The organism is Cupriavidus sp. SS-3 (assembly GCF_035818815.1).
Lineage (GTDB): Bacteria > Pseudomonadota > Gammaproteobacteria > Burkholderiales > Burkholderiaceae > Cupriavidus > Cupriavidus taiwanensis_C.
Genome location: NZ_JAYLVT010000001.1, coordinates 440,220 through 454,439 on the forward strand (window position 1 = coordinate 440,220; position 14,220 = coordinate 454,439).

General features: G+C 70.4%; 16 protein-coding genes. 3 read left to right on the forward strand and 13 right to left on the reverse strand.

The features are described 5' to 3' along the window. Positions 1 to 90: 90 nt before the first annotated feature. From U9J39_RS01985 to U9J39_RS01995, 3 genes are read left to right on the forward strand one after another with little or no spacing between them, the layout of a single operon-like run. Entirely contained in the window at positions 91 to 1,077 is a 987-nt protein-coding gene (locus tag U9J39_RS01985) for a Bug family tripartite tricarboxylate transporter substrate binding protein (protein WP_326346397.1), read from the forward strand. Beyond that, a complete protein-coding gene (locus U9J39_RS01990) occupies positions 1,070 to 1,975 on the forward strand; it encodes a PhzF family phenazine biosynthesis protein (RefSeq protein ID WP_326346398.1) in 906 nt (301 codons plus the stop codon). Before U9J39_RS01985 ends, U9J39_RS01990 begins: the two co-directional genes overlap by 8 nt. Beyond that, a complete protein-coding gene (locus U9J39_RS01995; protein ID WP_116313944.1) occupies positions 1,972 to 2,439 on the forward strand; it encodes a RidA family protein in 468 nt (155 codons plus the stop codon). The genes U9J39_RS01990 and U9J39_RS01995 overlap by 4 nt, the downstream gene beginning before the upstream one ends. 29 nt (positions 2,440 to 2,468) lie before the next feature. On the opposite strand, the gene U9J39_RS02000 is transcribed toward U9J39_RS01995, so the two are convergent. The 13 genes from U9J39_RS02000 to U9J39_RS02060 form a co-directional block, all read right to left on the reverse strand. Beyond that, positions 2,469 to 3,242: an AraC family transcriptional regulator gene (locus tag U9J39_RS02000; protein WP_326346399.1), complete on the reverse strand. Its 774-nt coding sequence runs from the start codon at positions 3,240 to 3,242 to the stop codon at positions 2,469 to 2,471. 91 nt (positions 3,243 to 3,333) lie between these two features. Beyond that, positions 3,334 to 4,131: a uroporphyrinogen-III C-methyltransferase gene (gene cobA, locus U9J39_RS02005; protein ID WP_326346400.1), complete on the reverse strand. Its 798-nt coding sequence runs from the start codon at positions 4,129 to 4,131 to the stop codon at positions 3,334 to 3,336. A 33-nt stretch (positions 4,132 to 4,164) separates the two neighbouring features. Beyond that, positions 4,165 to 5,664, reverse strand: coding sequence for a cytochrome D1 domain-containing protein (locus U9J39_RS02010; RefSeq protein ID WP_326346401.1), 1,500 nt, complete (start codon positions 5,662 to 5,664; stop codon positions 4,165 to 4,167). Beyond that, entirely contained in the window at positions 5,661 to 6,824 is a 1,164-nt protein-coding gene (gene nirJ / locus U9J39_RS02015; protein WP_326346402.1) for a heme d1 biosynthesis radical SAM protein NirJ, read from the reverse strand. The genes U9J39_RS02010 and nirJ overlap by 4 nt, the downstream gene beginning before the upstream one ends. Then, complete coding sequence (gene ahbB, locus U9J39_RS02020; RefSeq protein ID WP_326346530.1) at positions 6,824 to 7,339, reverse strand: siroheme decarboxylase subunit beta; 516 nt, start codon at positions 7,337 to 7,339, stop codon at positions 6,824 to 6,826. Before ahbB (U9J39_RS02020) ends, nirJ begins: the two co-directional genes overlap by 1 nt. Next, positions 7,339 to 7,821 (reverse strand): Lrp/AsnC family transcriptional regulator, encoded by a 483-nt coding sequence (locus U9J39_RS02025; protein ID WP_326346531.1) that lies wholly within the window; start codon positions 7,819 to 7,821, stop codon positions 7,339 to 7,341. Before U9J39_RS02025 ends, ahbB (U9J39_RS02020) begins: the two co-directional genes overlap by 1 nt. A 2-nt stretch (positions 7,822 to 7,823) precedes the next feature. Then, on the reverse strand, positions 7,824 to 8,810 hold the full coding sequence (gene ahbB, locus U9J39_RS02030) for a siroheme decarboxylase subunit beta (protein ID WP_326346403.1): 987 nt from the start codon (positions 8,808 to 8,810) through the stop codon (positions 7,824 to 7,826). An 8-nt stretch (positions 8,811 to 8,818) separates the two neighbouring features. Beyond that, positions 8,819 to 9,994 carry a cytochrome D1 domain-containing protein gene (locus U9J39_RS02035; protein WP_326346404.1) on the reverse strand — a complete coding sequence of 392 codons (1,176 nt, stop codon included), beginning with the start codon at positions 9,992 to 9,994 and terminating at the stop codon, positions 8,819 to 8,821. Beyond that, entirely contained in the window at positions 9,994 to 10,368 is a 375-nt protein-coding gene (locus U9J39_RS02040; protein WP_240991369.1) for a c-type cytochrome, read from the reverse strand. The genes U9J39_RS02035 and U9J39_RS02040 overlap by 1 nt, the downstream gene beginning before the upstream one ends. Continuing rightward, positions 10,350 to 10,673, reverse strand: coding sequence for a c-type cytochrome (locus tag U9J39_RS02045; RefSeq protein ID WP_172581856.1), 324 nt, complete (start codon positions 10,671 to 10,673; stop codon positions 10,350 to 10,352). Before U9J39_RS02045 ends, U9J39_RS02040 begins: the two co-directional genes overlap by 19 nt. A gap of 74 nt (positions 10,674 to 10,747) precedes the next feature. Beyond that, complete coding sequence (locus U9J39_RS02050) at positions 10,748 to 12,445, reverse strand: nitrite reductase (RefSeq protein WP_115713968.1); 1,698 nt, start codon at positions 12,443 to 12,445, stop codon at positions 10,748 to 10,750. Between the two features lie 273 nt (positions 12,446 to 12,718). Continuing rightward, entirely contained in the window at positions 12,719 to 13,144 is a 426-nt protein-coding gene (locus U9J39_RS02055) for a universal stress protein (RefSeq protein WP_116313951.1), read from the reverse strand. Between the two features lie 10 nt (positions 13,145 to 13,154). Next, the gene (locus U9J39_RS02060; RefSeq protein ID WP_326346405.1) at positions 13,155 to 14,171 is read right to left on the reverse strand and encodes a TerC family protein; all 1,017 of its coding nucleotides are present in this window, start codon (positions 14,169 to 14,171) and stop codon (positions 13,155 to 13,157) included. Positions 14,172 to 14,220 lie beyond the last annotated feature (49 nt).

Consider the following 14,220-nt stretch of genomic DNA (forward strand, 5'->3'; position numbering starts at 1 on the left):
CGATTTCGGATCAAGGCCTGTCGGCTGCCGGTTTGGCCGCTGGATGCGCCATCCCTAGACTCAAGCCGTTCGAGTCCAGGAGAACGCGCCATGGCAACCCTGCCACCTTTCCTTCCCCATCTATCCGCCTGCCTGCTCGGGGTGCTTTGTCTGGCCCCGGCCGGCGCTGCCTTCGCACAGGACTGGCCCGCCAAGCCGGTCACGCTGGTGGTACCGTTTCCGGCCGGCGGCGGCACCGACCTGCTGGTCCGCACCATCCAGCCCCGGCTGCAGGCGGCGCTCGGCCAGCCCGTGGTGATCGACAACCGCAGCGGCGCGGGCGGCACCATCGGCGCTACGTTCGTGGCGCGTGCCGCGCCGGACGGCTACGTGGTGGGCGTGGCGACCACCAGCACGCATGCGGTCAGCGCCAGCGTCTATCCCAGGTTGCCGTACAAGCCCGTCGCCGACTTTGCCTACGCTGGCTTTATCGGCACGTCGCCCTATGTGCTCGCGGTCAATCGCGCACTGCAGGCACCTGACGTGAAGACGCTGCTCGACCGGCTGCGCCACGACAAGCCTGCGCAGCACAGCTTTGCCTCGGTCGGCGTGGGCACGGTATCGCACCTGATCGGTGTGCAGTTCCAGGCGTTGTCCAGGGTGCCGCTGACGCATGTGCCGTATCGCGGCGCGGCGCCCGCTTATACCGACCTCATCGGTGGCCAGGTACAGCTGATGTTCGACAACCCCGCGGGACTCGTGCCGTACCTCCGCGCCGGCAAGCTGGTTGCCGTCGCGACGACCGCGCCGACGCCGCTGCTGCCCAACGTGCCGACCTTCGCCAGCCAGGGCGTGCCGGGCTTTGCGCAACAGCTCTGGTATGGACTGGCGTTTCCGCGCGGGACGCCGGCGCCGATCGTTGCGCGCATGAACCAGGCGCTCAACCAGGTGCTGGCGGACAAGGACATCATCCGCGAACTCGCCGACAAGGGCGTGACGGTGCGCCCGGGCACGCCTGCAGAGATGCTCGCCGCCGTGCAGCACGACTTGTCTTACTGGGGCGGAATTGCCCGGTCCGTGGGAGCGACGCTTGAATAAGCCACAGCTACAGACCCTGCCCGCGCGCGGCCGCGCGGCGCTGATCGACGTGTTCGTGCGGGGCCCCGGCGGCGGCAACCCGGTACCGCTGGTGGCCGATGCGCAAGGCATGTCCGAGACGGACATGCAGCAGGTCGCGGCGCGGCACGGCCATGAGTCCGCCTTTGTGCTGCCGCCTTCGTCCGATGGCGCGGACCTGCGCCTGCGCTTCTTCGTGCCGCGGCACGAGATGGAGATGTGCGGCCATGCCACGGTGGGCGCGTTGTGGGCGCTGCGCCAATGGGGCCGCTGGACCACGCCGGCCGCGCGCGTCGAGACGCTGAGCGGCATCGTGACGGCGCGCTGGGACGACGCGGCGCAGCGGGTGTGGATTTCGCAGCCGCCGGTGCAGGCAAGCACGCTGGATCCGGCCCGGCGCAGGGCGGTCGCCGCGGTGCTGGGCCTGCCTGGCGATGGCGCCGGCCATGCCATGACCAATGCCTGCACCAGCCGCGTCAAGACGCTGGTGGCGATGCCGGATGTGGCCACGCTGTCCGCGCTGCGGCCGGACTTCGCACGGATGGCGGAGTTGTGCGATGCGATCGGGTCCACCGGCTTGTACCCGTATGCGGATGCGGCACCAGAAGAACCGGCGCCGCCGCCGGCCACGCGGGCGGTGCATGCACGGCAGTTTCCGCGCGCTTCCGGCTACCCGGAAGACGCCGCCACCGGAATTGCCGCCGCCGCGCTGTGGGGACACCTTGCCGGCAATTCCCGCGGTGTCGCGCCGGTGCTCGCGGTACGGCAGGGCGAAACCATGGGCCGCCCGTCGGAAATCCTGGTGGCACCGCGCGTCGCGGCCGACGGCACGGCGCAGGGCTGCTGGCTCACCGGCGCGGTCCAATGGAGCCAGCCATGAGCGCCACGACGCCGGAAGCCCGGCTCGCCGCCGCGGGCTTTGCGCTGCCGAACGCGCCCGTACCGCGCGGCAGCTACGCGCCCGCCTGCGTAAGCGACGGCCGCGTCAGCATCAGCGGCCAGACCCCGCGGCGTGACGGCATTGCGATGGCGGGGTGCTGCACCACCGACGCCGATATCCCGGCCGCTCGCCTTGCCGCCGAGGTGGCGATGCTGAATGCGCTGGCCGCGCTGCGCGCAGCCGCCGGTGGCCAGCTGGCGGCAGTGCGGCAGGTCACGCGGTTGCGCGGGTTCGTGCGTGCGCATGGCGATTTCACCCGGCATTCGCTGGTGGTGGACAGTGCCTCGGCGCTGCTGGCACTGGCTTTCCCCGATCAGGCGCTGCCGGCCCGCACCGCGGTGGGGGTGGCAAGCCTGCCGGACCGTGCCTGGATCGAGATCGAACTGGAGGCCTGCCTGGCGTGAATGGCAGGCAATGCCCCCGGCCAGTGTGCTCAGTCCGCCGGCGGCACCTCGCGCAGCAGGCGCGCCAGGTGGCCGCTGCTGGCAAAGCCAAGGCGCTCGCTGACGCGCGACAGCGGCAACCCTGCGGCCAGCAGGCTGCGCGCATGCGCCGCGAGCACGCGCCGGCGGACCGCGACCGGGCTGGCACCAAACTCGAGCTGGCAGGCGCGCTGCAGCTGCCGCGCCGAGACGCCCAGGGTACAGGCCGCGGCATCGATCGACGGCAGCGCCTGGTCGCGCTCCAGCGCCGCGCTGAAGCATCGCACCAGCCTGAGCGCGAGCGAGGCCGGCTCCTGCGGCAGCGCCAGCGGCGGGCTGGCCATGACCTGGCCGACGATGGCGCGCACCAGCAGGTCCGCGCTGGCAGGCGCAAGCCCGGGCGTCAGCAGCGCTTCGAGCATCGCCAGCGCAGCGCCGTCGAGCCGCAGCGCGCCGTAGGGCGCGGCGCCGCGCAGCCTGTCAGGGGGCAGGTAGAGTTCGCCGTGATGCTGGCGGCCGGCTTCCGCGGCGGTGAAATGGCGCGTCGACGCCGGCAGCAGCACCGCGCCGCCGCGGACCAGCGTGGCCGCGACCGGGCCGGGCTGCAGCGTGTCGGGCAAGCTTTCCCACACGCTGCGCAGCCGGCCGGCGCGCGTCCACAGCAGCATGCTGCAGTCATGCGTATGCCATTCGCGCCGGAATCCGGCGTGGCGGCTTTCATGCAAGGCAAAGCCACGCTCGGCGGTCAGGTGCAGCTTGGGGGAGTGATGTGTCAGGGCAGCCACTTTCGGCGATTGCGGGGCGCTTGCGTGTGGTTAGGGCGTGCCGAAGATGGTGCCATATCCCGGGCGGGACGGGGAGTCCCGCCCGCGACGGCTACGGCGTGGCGGACGAGGCCGACGAGGCCGACGAGGGCGACGAGGCCGACGAAAGGGCCATCGACTGCGGCATCGCCTCTGCCACCACGCCGCCCACCAGCACCACCGCCGGGCTGGCCATCCCGGCGGCCAATGCATCGGCCAGCGTTTGGACCGTGCCGGCCCAGCAGCGCTCGTCCGCGCCGCCCGCATGCATCACCACCGCGGCCGGCATGTCGGCGCGCATGCCGGCCGCCAGCAGCCCGTCGCGGATCGCCCCGAGCCGGCTCATGCCCATGTAGATGACCAGCGTGGTGCCGCCGCGCACCAGCGCGTCCCAGTCCGGCGAGCCGTGTTCGCTGGTGTGCCCGGTGACGAAGGTCACGCCGTGGCAGTGGGCTCGGTGGGTCAGCGCGATGCCCAGCGCCTGCGCCGCCGCCACGCCGCTGCTGATGCCGTTGACCACTTCCACCGGCACGCCGTGCGCGCGCAGGAAGGCGGCTTCTTCGCCGCCGCGGCCGAACAGCAGCGGATCGCCGCCCTTGACGCGCGCCACGGTGCGGCCGGCCAGCGCATGCTGCAACGTCAGCTGCTGGATGCGCGCCTGGGTGACGGAGCAGCGGCCGCCACGCTTGCCGACCCACTCGACATGCGTGCCGGGCCGGGCATAGCAGGACATCTCCGGCGAGACCAGGTCGTCGACCAGCCACACGTCGGCGCAGGCGAGTGCGCGCACCGCGCGTACCGTGACCAGGTCGGGGCTGCCCGGCCCGGCGCCGACCAGCCAGACTTTGCCGGGCTTGAGGGGTGAGTTCATGCGTAGGACTCCTGCGCGCGCGGCGGCATGGCGTCAATGACTGGTGCCGGCCGAACGCGTGGTCTTGTTGAAGACGTTGTACTTGCCGATGGGCTTGTCCATCGGGATGCGCTTCACCTCCTGCAGCGTGGCGGCGTCGTAGACCACGATCGCGCCGTCGCGCTCCATCAGGCTGACCAGCGCATAGCGCCCGTCGCGCGTGAATTCCACATGCGCGGCGGTGCGGCCCGGGCTGGGCGTGACGCTGCCGGCGACCTGCAGGGTCTGCTTGTCGATCACCTGCAGCGTGTCGCGCCGCGGGCTCATCATGGCGTCGGCCCACGCGTAGCGGCTGTTCTCGTGACTGCGCAGGAAGAAGCCGGGGCCGTGGGTCGGAATGGTGGCGACAGTGTGCCAGTCCTGCATGTCGATCACCGGGATGCGGCCCTGCCCGAGGTCGGGCGACGCCATCACTTGATGGCCGTCCCGTTCCCACGTGATGCCGCTGCCGAGATGAGGCATGCCGCCGAGCGCCAGCGAGGCCACCTTGCGGCCCTGGTCGAGGTCGATCACCTGCCCGCCGCCGCCGCGCGACGCGCCGAGGATGTGGCGGTAAGGCTGGTCGAAGAAGAAGTCGTCGAGCACATCGTCCAGCACGATCGCACGCGGCGCCAGCGACGCCAGTGGCTTGCCGGCGGCGTCGGCATAGGGGATCTCCCAGACCTCGGCGATGTCCTTCAGCGCCGCGATAAAGCTGTGGCGCGGCGCCGCGTCGTAGACCGCTGATACCCGCGAAACGTCGCCACCGCGGCCCTTGACGTCGATCACCCGCGCCAGCGACAGGTCGTCGGCGCGCAGCAGCACCAGCGTGCGCGGCAGGGTATTGCCGGCCAGCACCCAGCGCCCGTCGTCGCTGACGGCAACGTTGCGCGTATTGATGCCGACGCGAATCTCGGCGACATAGGCCAGGTTCCACAGGTCGTACTTGCTGACCCAGCCGTCGCGGCTTGCCATGTAGACATAGCGGCCATCGCGGCTGAACTTCGGGCCGCCGTGCAAGGCGAAGCGCGTGGCAAAGCGATGGATCGGTGCCAGCCGGTCGCCGTCGAGCACGGTCATGTGATGGCTGCCTGCCTCGACCACCACGAACAGGTTCTGCGGATCGGCGCTGTACACGGGACGCGCCGGCAGGGTTCCGGGTGCATGCATGACCACGTGGCTGGCGCGGATCGCGTCGGCGCTCCATTGCGGCGCGGCGGCGGGCGCGGTGCGCAGCCAGCGCGCCAGCGCCTGCAGCTCGGGCGCCGCCAGCGTGGCGCCGAAGGCCGGCATCTGCGTCGCGGCGCGGCCGTCGCGCAGCACGGCGTCGAGTTCGCCGGTGCGCAGGCGCTCCAGGCTTTCGGGCAGCAGCGCCGGGCCCATGGCGCCGAGGCGGTCGGCGCCATGGCAGGCGGCGCAGTGCTGGCCGTAGAGTGCGGCCGGGTCGGCGGCGGCTGCGGCTGGCGCGAGGCAGGCGAGCGCCAGCACGGCCAGCCATCGGATCAGCGCTGTCATGCCGCGACCTCCGCGCCTGGTGCGTGCGCGATCTCGGCATCGCTCAGGTAGCAGCCCGGGTCTTCGGCCCACGGGTTGCCCGTCAGCGCAAAGGCGCGCACGCGCGTATTGCCGTTGCAGATGGCGCGGTGCGCGCAGCCCGCGCAGCGTCCCTGCAGCGGACGCGGCGAGCTGGCCAGGCCCGCCATCAGCGGATCGGCGCGGTCGGCCCAGATTGCGGCGAACGGCCGCTGGCGCACATTGCCCAGCGTCACGTGCCACCACATCGTATCGGGATGGACGTTGCCGAGGTTGTCGATATTGGCCACGCCGACGCCGGTGGCGTTGCCGCCCCAGCGCTCCAGCCGCTGGCGCATGTCGGCGACACGCTGCGGAAAGCGGCGGGCGATCCAGTACAGCAGGTACACGCCGTCGGCATCGTTGTTGCCGGTGACGAAGTCGCCCGCATGTCCCTGGCGCGCGCGCTGCCAGACGTAGTCGAACAGCCAGTCCAGCGCGGCGCGGGTGCGGGCATGGCGTGCGTCGTCGGCGCGGTGGCTGCGCGCGCGGCCGGCATAGTTGAAGTGCGACAGGTAGAACTTGTCGATGCCCTCGCGCTCGGCCAGCGCCACCAGCTCGGGCAGCTGTGCCGCGTTGGCTTCGGTCAGCGTCATGCGCACGCCCACGCGCAGCCCTGCCGCGCGCGCCGTGCGCAGGCCCGCCAGTGCCTGCGCGAAGGCGCCGTCGCTGCGGCGGAAGCGGTCGTGCGTGGCGGGCAGGCCGTCCAGGCTGACGCCGACATAGTCGAACCCCGCCGCAGCCAGCCGCGCGGCGTGGCCGGCATCGAGCAGCGTGCCGTTGGACGACAGCGAAAGGTGGAAGCCGAGCGCGCGCGCATGCGCGGCGATGTCATACAGGTCCGGCCGCAGCAGCGGCTCGCCGCCGGACAGGATCAGTGCGGGCACGCGTGCGTCGTGCAATTGCTGCAGCACGCGCAGCGCCTCGGCGGTACCCAGCTCGCCCTTGAAGTCGGTATCGGCCGAGGTGGCATAGCAATGCCGGCAGTTGAGGTTGCAGCGGCGGATCAGGTTCCAGATCACGACCGGCCCGGCGGCCTTGCGGGCAGGCGGGACCGGCCCGGCATCGCGCAGGGCTTCCATGAAACGGGACAGGCGGAACATCAGCGTGGCTCCTGTGGGGCAGCGCCGGCCGGCGGCAGGCGCAGGCCGGTTTTCTTCAGGATGCGGGTGGACCACAGCACGTCATGCGCGCGGCAGGCGTCGCGCAGCAGTGCCGCGATGCGGTCGATCAGTGGCGCCGCGTCGGCGCGCGTGTGCGCGTGGACCATCGCGAACAGGTTGTAGGGCCAGTGCGGCAGGCGGCGCGGGCGCAGGTAGCAGTGGCTGACGAAGGGCAGCGCGCCCACGCGTTCGCCGAGCGCATGCGCGCGGGCATCGTCCACGTCCCACACCGTCATGCCATTGGCGCGCCAGCCCAGCCGGTAGTGATTGGGCACCGCGCCGATGCGGCGCAGCATGCCGCGCGTCTGCATCGCCGCCAGCCGGGCGATGACTTCGGCTTCGTCGAGGCCCAGCATGGCGGCGACCGCTGCGAACGGCGCCGGCTCCAGCGGCAGGCCGGCCTGGGTGGCGCGGATCAGGGCAAGGTCGATGGCATCGTGGGCGTCGGCGGACATCATGCGGGAAGGTAGAGGTTGACGAAAAACTCGCGCTCCTTGGGAAACGGCAGGATCTCGACGCCCGCCGCGGCGGCGATGCGCGCGAGCGCCGGGGCCACGTCGTCGGCCCGCGCGACCGCCAGCACGAACCACAGGTTCAGGTGGTGGGTGCGCTGGTAGTGGTGCGCGACCTCGGGGAACGCATTGATCGCGGCGGCCACCGCGTCGAGCCGCTGTTCCGGCGCGTGGCAGGCGCACAGCACGAAGCGGCCGCCCGCGCGCTCGATCTGGTAGAGCGGGCCGAAGCGCGTCAGCACGCCGTGGTCGAGCAGCCGGCGCAGCCGCGCCAGCAGTTCATCCTCCGCGATGCCAAGCGAGGCGGCGGCTTCGGCATAGGGTCGCGGCACCAGCGGCAGGCCCCGCTGCAGCGCGTTGATGATGCGGCGGTCGGTGGCGTCGATGGTGTCGGGAAGCAACGCAGCAGAGGCATCGGCTGTCATGCTCACGCCGCCTCCTGCGTGGCGTAGCGCGTGCCGCGCTGCTTGTAGCAATGCGTGCCGACCAGGACCGTGCCGGGCACCTGCTCCAGGCCGGCGGCGGCCCGGACCTGGGCCAGCGCGGTCTGCAGGTCCGGCGCGCTGCGGGCGTGGATCATCGCAAACAGGTTGTAGGTCCAGTCCGGCAGCCGCCGCGCGCGGCGGTAGCACAGGGTCACGCGCGGCTGCCGCGCCAGCCGCATGCCGACGGCGTCGACGCGGCCGTCGGGCACGTCCCACACGCACATGGCGTTGTGGCGGTAGCCAAAGCGCCCGTGGCGCAGCACCACCCCCAGGCGCCGGATCACGCCTTGCGCCGACCATTGCGCCAGCCGCTCGAGCACCTGCGGCACGGCCAGGCGCGCCTGCCTGGCCAGCGCATGAAAGGGGCGCGGTGTCAGCGGCAGGCCCGCTTCCAGCGCGGCGACCAGGCGCCAGTCATCGTCGTCCAGCGCCACCGCGGCTGCGGGCACCGCCAGCGCGGACCGGCGCGGGCGGGCGCCGTGCTGGCGTGCCAGCGGAAAACCCAGGTCGATGTGGTACTCGCGCGCCATCGGCAGGTCCAGCGGCGGCAGGCCGGTGAGGTTGCCGATCGACGCCAGCGTGGCATCGAGCATGCCGCGCTCGCGCGCGCCCGCGACAAACCACAGGTTGTACCGATGGCCGCTGCGCGCGTAGTTGTGGCTGACCGCCGCGCAGGCGCTGACGCGCGCCGCCACGCGGTCCAGCTGCGCCGGCGGCACCGACAAGGCGCCCAGCGTGCTGACGCCGATCACGTTCGGCGCGAACACCGCGCCGACGCGGCTGATGCGCCCGCTGCCGAGATCGCGCGCCAGCAAGCTCAGCAGTGCGTGCTCGCACAGCCCCGCTTTCGCCGCCAGCGCCTGGTAGGGGCGCGGCTGCAGCGGGAAGCCGCGCTGCAGCTGGTCATAGAGGGTTTGCTCGTTGAACATGGCGGGCCCTACATGCCAAAGCGCTGGGCGCGCGCGGTGAAGAAGATGCCGCTGGGATTGTCGGCCGGCAGCGTCGCCAGGCGTTCCAGGGTGGCGGTGTCGTAGACCTCGACGCGGTTGTCGTCGCGGCAGGACAGCCACAGCGCCTCGCCCTTGGGCGTGAATTCCATGTGCAGCACGCCGCGGCAGGGGCGCAGCGTGCGCAGCACCTGGCGCGTGGCGGTGTCGATCACCTGCACGGTGTCGTTGTGCGGGAAGGCGAAATTGACCCAGACCTGGCGCCCGTCGGGCCGCGCCATGGCGAACACCGGCTGGCCCGCCAGCGCCACGCGCGCGGCCTCGCGCCAGCCGTTGGCGGGATCGGCCACCAGTACTTCATGGCGCCCGACCGCCGGCAGCCACGCCATGCCCTGCGCCATGGCCCAGCCGCGCAGGTGCGGCATCTTGTAGACCGGCAGCGGCGCATTGCCCCGGCCATAGCCGGACAGGATGCGGCGCGCCTGCGGCGGCGCCTGCCACAGGTCGACCAGCGCCAGGCCGTCGTCGCCGAACAGGCCGGCCAGGTACCAGCGGCCGTCGGGCGTGACCAGCCCGTCGTAAGGCTCGCGCCCCGCGGGCAGACGCGTTACCTGCGGCCGGCGCGGATCGCTGGCGTCGATGATCCAGATTTCGCCGGATTCGAACAGGCTCGCGGCGAAGCGGCGGCCGGGCAGGTCGGCCAGCCCGACCACCTTGGCGCGGCGCCCGTCGCTGCCGATCGCCGGCAGCTCTGCCAGCGGCGCCAGCGTCTGCGCGTCGAACAGCCGGATGCCGCCCGGCGCATAGTTCTGCGCGGCGACCACGCGGCCGTCCTGCGAGATCGCGCCGCCGATGCTGTTGCCGGCCTGCAGCACGCGGTGGGTGATGCGCGCGCCAAGCAGGTCCACACGCGTCAGCCCGCCGTCGCGGCCGAACACATAGGCGTAGCGCGCATCGCGCGAGAACACCACGCTGGCATGGGACAGGTCGCCCAGCCCTTCGACCGTGGCGAGGCGCGTCATGCCGGTGGTCTCGACGATCTGCAGCCGGCCCGCCGCGCGCTCCACCACCACGCCCAGGTCGCCGGTGCCGCGCACGGTGCCGGCGCAACCGGCAGCGAGCAGGGCGACGAGCGCAGCGCATGCCGCCGCGGCCAGCCCGCGCATCAGTTGTCTTGCGGCGTGACGGCCGGCGGCTGGCCGGCCTGCAGTCGATCGATCAGCCATCGGGCTTCATCCTGCGTCATGAAAGGTAACCAGGGCGGCATCGCCGTGCCGGGCCGGCCGTACAGCACCGTGGCAACGAGGCCGTCAGGCGGCTTGCCTGCAAGGCCGGCGGGCGTCAGCGGCGGCCCCAGCCCGCCGCGCAGGGTCATGCCGTGGCAGGCGCCGCAGTCATCGCGCAGCCAGTGCGCCAGTTGCGCCTGCCGCGCTGGGGCGGGCGGGTCCGCCGCGGCGAGTGCGCCGGCGCAGCCTGTGACGACCAGCGCCGCGGCCGCGGCGCGGCGCCACGCCATGCGGTTCAGAGGGAAAGGATCCATTTCGCCAGCGTGTTGGCGTCGGCCGCGCTGACGGCGTTGGCCGGCATCGGCACCGGGCCCCAGCGGCCGCTGCTGCCTTTCAGGATGGACTGGACCATCTGCGCCTGCGCGTCCTTCCTGCCGGTGTACTTGCCCTTGATGTCCTGGAAGGCGGGGCCGACCATCTTCTTGTCGATGGCATGGCACGCCAGGCAGGCCTTGCTCGATGCCAGGGCCTGGCTGGCGTGGGCCGGCATGGCTGTGCCGAATGCCAGCGCGCAGCCGAACGATGCCAGCAGCGCAGGTAGCGCGGATGTTGTTCGCATGATGCATTGCTCCATGGAAGTCACGCGGAGGACTGGCGACCCTCGCCGCGCCGGGGCGCAGCGAGGGTGCCGGCTCAGTAGACGTCGTGCTGCGTGTTGTAGGCGTTGAACTTGCCGGTCGGCGTGATCAGTCGCTTGTCCTTGATCACGGTCTTGAGCGTGCGGGTCTTGTCGTCGACCACCACCAGCGCCGACTCGCCGTCCTTGGTGCCCCACACCGAGAACCAGACCTCGTCGCCGGCCTTGTTGTATTCGGCCTGCACCACGCGCCTGGCGCCGCTGCCCTTCAGGTCGGCCCACTCGGCGATGGGAAGCACCTTGAAGCCGGCGTCGAGATTGCGCGTGTCGAACACGGCGACCGACTGGTTGAGCTTGGCATCCGGGTTCAGCGGCGTATCGACCCACAGGTTGGACGACTTGGGATGGGTCTTGATGAAAAGCGAGCCGCCGCCCTGGCCCTTGACCGTCTGCACCACCTTCCACGCCTGCGCCGGATGGCCGGCGGGGTCGGTGCCGATCAGGCTGATGGTCTCGTCGCCGAGGTGGCTGGTGGCCCAGACCGGACCGAACTGCGGATGCGTGAAATTGGCGCCGCGGCCAGGGTGCGGGGTCTTGCCGACGTTGACCAGCGCCGCCAGCTTGTCTTCCTTGGTATCGACCACGGCGATCTTGTCGGAGGCGTTGGCGGCGACCAGGAAGTAGCGTCCGGTCGAATCGAAGCCGCCGTCATGCAGGAACTTGGCCGAGTCGATGGTGGTGGTCTTCAGGTTGGCCAGGTCCGAGTAGTTGACCATCAGGATCTTGCCGGTCTCCTTGGCGTTGATCACGAACTCCGGATGGAAATGGCTGGCCACGATCGACGCCACGCGCGGCTCGGGGTGGTATTCGTTGTCGACGGTCATGCCGCGCGTGGACACTACCTTGAGCGGCTTGAGCGTATCGCCCTCCATGATCACGTACTGCGGCGGCCAGTAGGACCCGGCCACGGCGTACTTGTCCTCGTAGCCCTTGTACTTGGAGGTCTCGACCGAGCGCGCCTCCATGCCGATCTTCACTTCGGCGACGATATCGGGCTTGGGCAGCCACAGGTCGATCAGGTCCAGCCGCGCGTCGCGGCCGATCACGTAGAGGTAGCGTCCCGACGCCGACATGCGCGAGATATGCACCGCATAGCCGGTCTTGACGATATTGATGATCTGCTTGCTGTCGCCGTCGATCAGCGCGACTTCGCCGGCGTCGCGCAGCGTGACCGAGAACAGGTTGTCCAGGTTGTACTGGTTCATCTTCTGCGTCGGGCGCTTGGCCACCGGTACGATGTCCTTGCGGCTTTTCTCGATATCGGCGAGCGAGAACTCGGGCGGCGTCGGCGGGTCGAGCTGGATGTAGCGCGCCATCAGGTCGACTTCCTTGTCGGTGAGGTCGCCCGAGGTGCCCCAGTTGGGCATGCCGGCGGGGCTGCCGTACTTGATGAAGGTCTTCAGGTACTCGGTGCCGCGCGCGCGGGTGATGTCCGGCGTCAGCGCCTTGCCGGTGGCGCCCTTGCGCAGCACGCCGTGGCAGCCGGCGCAGCGTTCGAAGTAGATCTGCCGTGCGTGGTCGAATTCAGCCGCGGTGAGCGTGGGGATTGCCGCCTTCTGTACAGCCTTCTGTTCGGCCTTTGCCTCAGGCTTCGTTGCTGCCCTGGCGGTGTTGGTGGCTGCCTGGGGAAGACCCAGCCAGAGCGAGAGCGGCAGTGCCGCGCATGCGGGGTAAAGCCATTTTCTTGCTTTCATGGTGCCGTGTTTCAGCGGGTTGTGGAAAGCTGTTGTCGCGGTGCTGTGGGGCGCGAACTGGCACCAGGCGCTTGCAGAGATGATGCGGACACACTGCGAGAAGGGGATTGACTGGCATCAAACCGGGCAGGATGTCATGCAGCGGTTCTTTGCCTGTCGAGAAGACGGGGTTGCGTGTGCGGCAGGCGCGCGTGTTCCCGGGGCGGCGCTATCTCGCGGGATCGCGCGCCGCCCTGAAGGCAAGGGCCCCTGCGTAGTGGGAGCGACGCGCTGCTAATCCTTGATCAGCAGCACGGGACAGTGCGCATGGGCGAGGACCCGCCTGGCCACCGACCCGACGATGGCATCCAGGAAGCCGTCCCGGCCGTGCGAGCCCATCACGATCAGGCCGGCACCGATCTGGCTCGCGTACTCGACGATGCGGGCCGGCGCGAAGCCTGTGAAGCCATGGCGCTCGAACGGAATCCCGGCATCGCCGAGGATGCTCGCCACCGAGCCCATCGCCTTCTCGTTCTGTTCGCGATGCCAGTCGTCGAGCGTGCCGCGGTCGATGAACGACTTGATGTCGCCGGGCACATCCGGCTCGCAATGCACCACGTGCACGACGAAGTCGCGGGTCAGCAACGGGCTTTGCGCCAGGTAGCGCGCAGCCGCGTCGCTATAGGACGACCCGTCGGTCGCCAGCAGGATCTTGTTCATGGCTTGCTCCTCATGTGCGCCGGTTACCGGTCTCGCGTTCGCGCGGTGCGCCGCTGCGGCCCGGCTGATCGCGCGCCGCGGCGGCTCGCCTGGTCCTGGCCTGGCTGAGCAGGACGGAAACGAACAGCGTCATCGCGACCGCGCCCAGGGACCAGTGCACCGGTACGTGGAGCCACGGCTCGACCAGCATCTTGGCGCCGATAAAGGCGAGCACGATGGCGAGGCCGTACTTCAGGTAATGGAAATGCGCCGCCAGGTTGGCGAGCAGGAAGTACAGCGCGCGCAGTCCCATGATCGCGAAGATGTTCGAAGTGAAGACGATGAAGGGATCGGTGGTCACGGCGAAGATCGCGGGGATGCTGTCGACCGCGAACACCAGGTCGGTGGCCTCGACCATCAGCACCACCACGAACATCGGGGTGGCATAACGCAGGCCGTCGATGCGCACGAAGAAGCGTTCGCCCTGATACTCCGGGGTGATCCGCATATGCGCGCACAGGAAGCGCACGATGGGATTGCGCGAGAGGTTCGGCGCACGCCTGGACATGAACAGCATCTTGATGCCGGTGATGACGAGGAACACGCCGAACACGTAGAGGACCCAGGCGAACTGGCTGATCAGCCACACCCCCACCAGGATCATCGCGGCGCGCATCAGGATCGCGCCGAGCACGCCGAGCAGCAACACCCGGCGCTGCAGTTCCGGTGGCACGGCGAAATAGCTGAAGATCATCGCAAACACGAACATGTTGTCGACCGACAGCGACAGCTCGATCAGGTAGCCGGTGTAGAACTCCAGCACCTTGCCATAGGCGGCGTCGTGGCCGGCCTCCTCGGCCACCACCCACCAGAGCGCGATGCCGAACAGCGCGGCCAGGGTCATCCAGGTCAGGGTCCATCCCAGCGCCTCGCGCGAGGAGACGCGGTGTGCATGCCGGCCGCCGAGGACAAAGATGTCCACGAACAGTGTGCCCAGCACCAGGACAAAGAATCCGGCCCACATCGGGGCGGTGGCAAAGGTGTCCATTGCCTTATGGTGAGACGGCCGGTGAGACGGCGGGTGTGACGGCCGGCGG

Bases quoted from the DNA above. Each gene is read 5' to 3' on its own strand.
- U9J39_RS01985 (WP_326346397.1), top strand. From the start codon at position 91: ATGGCAACCCTGCCACCTTTCCTTCCCCATCTATCCGCCTGCCTGCTC.
- U9J39_RS01995 (WP_116313944.1), top strand. From the start codon at position 1,972: ATGAGCGCCACGACGCCGGAAGCCCGGCTCGCCGCCGCGGGCTTTGCG.
- cobA (WP_326346400.1), bottom strand. From the start codon at position 4,131: ATGAACTCACCCCTCAAGCCCGGCAAAGTCTGGCTGGTCGGCGCCGGG.
- U9J39_RS02010 (WP_326346401.1), bottom strand. From the start codon at position 5,664: ATGACAGCGCTGATCCGATGGCTGGCCGTGCTGGCGCTCGCCTGCCTC.
- nirJ (WP_326346402.1), bottom strand. From the start codon at position 6,824: ATGTTCCGCCTGTCCCGTTTCATGGAAGCCCTGCGCGATGCCGGGCCG.
- ahbB (WP_326346530.1), bottom strand. From the start codon at position 7,339: ATGTCCGCCGACGCCCACGATGCCATCGACCTTGCCCTGATCCGCGCC.
- U9J39_RS02025 (WP_326346531.1), bottom strand. From the start codon at position 7,821: ATGACAGCCGATGCCTCTGCTGCGTTGCTTCCCGACACCATCGACGCC.
- ahbB (WP_326346403.1), bottom strand. From the start codon at position 8,810: ATGTTCAACGAGCAAACCCTCTATGACCAGCTGCAGCGCGGCTTCCCG.
- U9J39_RS02035 (WP_326346404.1), bottom strand. From the start codon at position 9,994: ATGCGCGGGCTGGCCGCGGCGGCATGCGCTGCGCTCGTCGCCCTGCTC.
- U9J39_RS02040 (WP_240991369.1), bottom strand. From the start codon at position 10,368: ATGGATCCTTTCCCTCTGAACCGCATGGCGTGGCGCCGCGCCGCGGCC.
- U9J39_RS02045 (WP_172581856.1), bottom strand. From the start codon at position 10,673: ATGCGAACAACATCCGCGCTACCTGCGCTGCTGGCATCGTTCGGCTGC.
- U9J39_RS02050 (WP_115713968.1), bottom strand. From the start codon at position 12,445: ATGAAAGCAAGAAAATGGCTTTACCCCGCATGCGCGGCACTGCCGCTC.
- U9J39_RS02055 (WP_116313951.1), bottom strand. From the start codon at position 13,144: ATGAACAAGATCCTGCTGGCGACCGACGGGTCGTCCTATAGCGACGCG.
- U9J39_RS02060 (WP_326346405.1), bottom strand. From the start codon at position 14,171: ATGGACACCTTTGCCACCGCCCCGATGTGGGCCGGATTCTTTGTCCTG.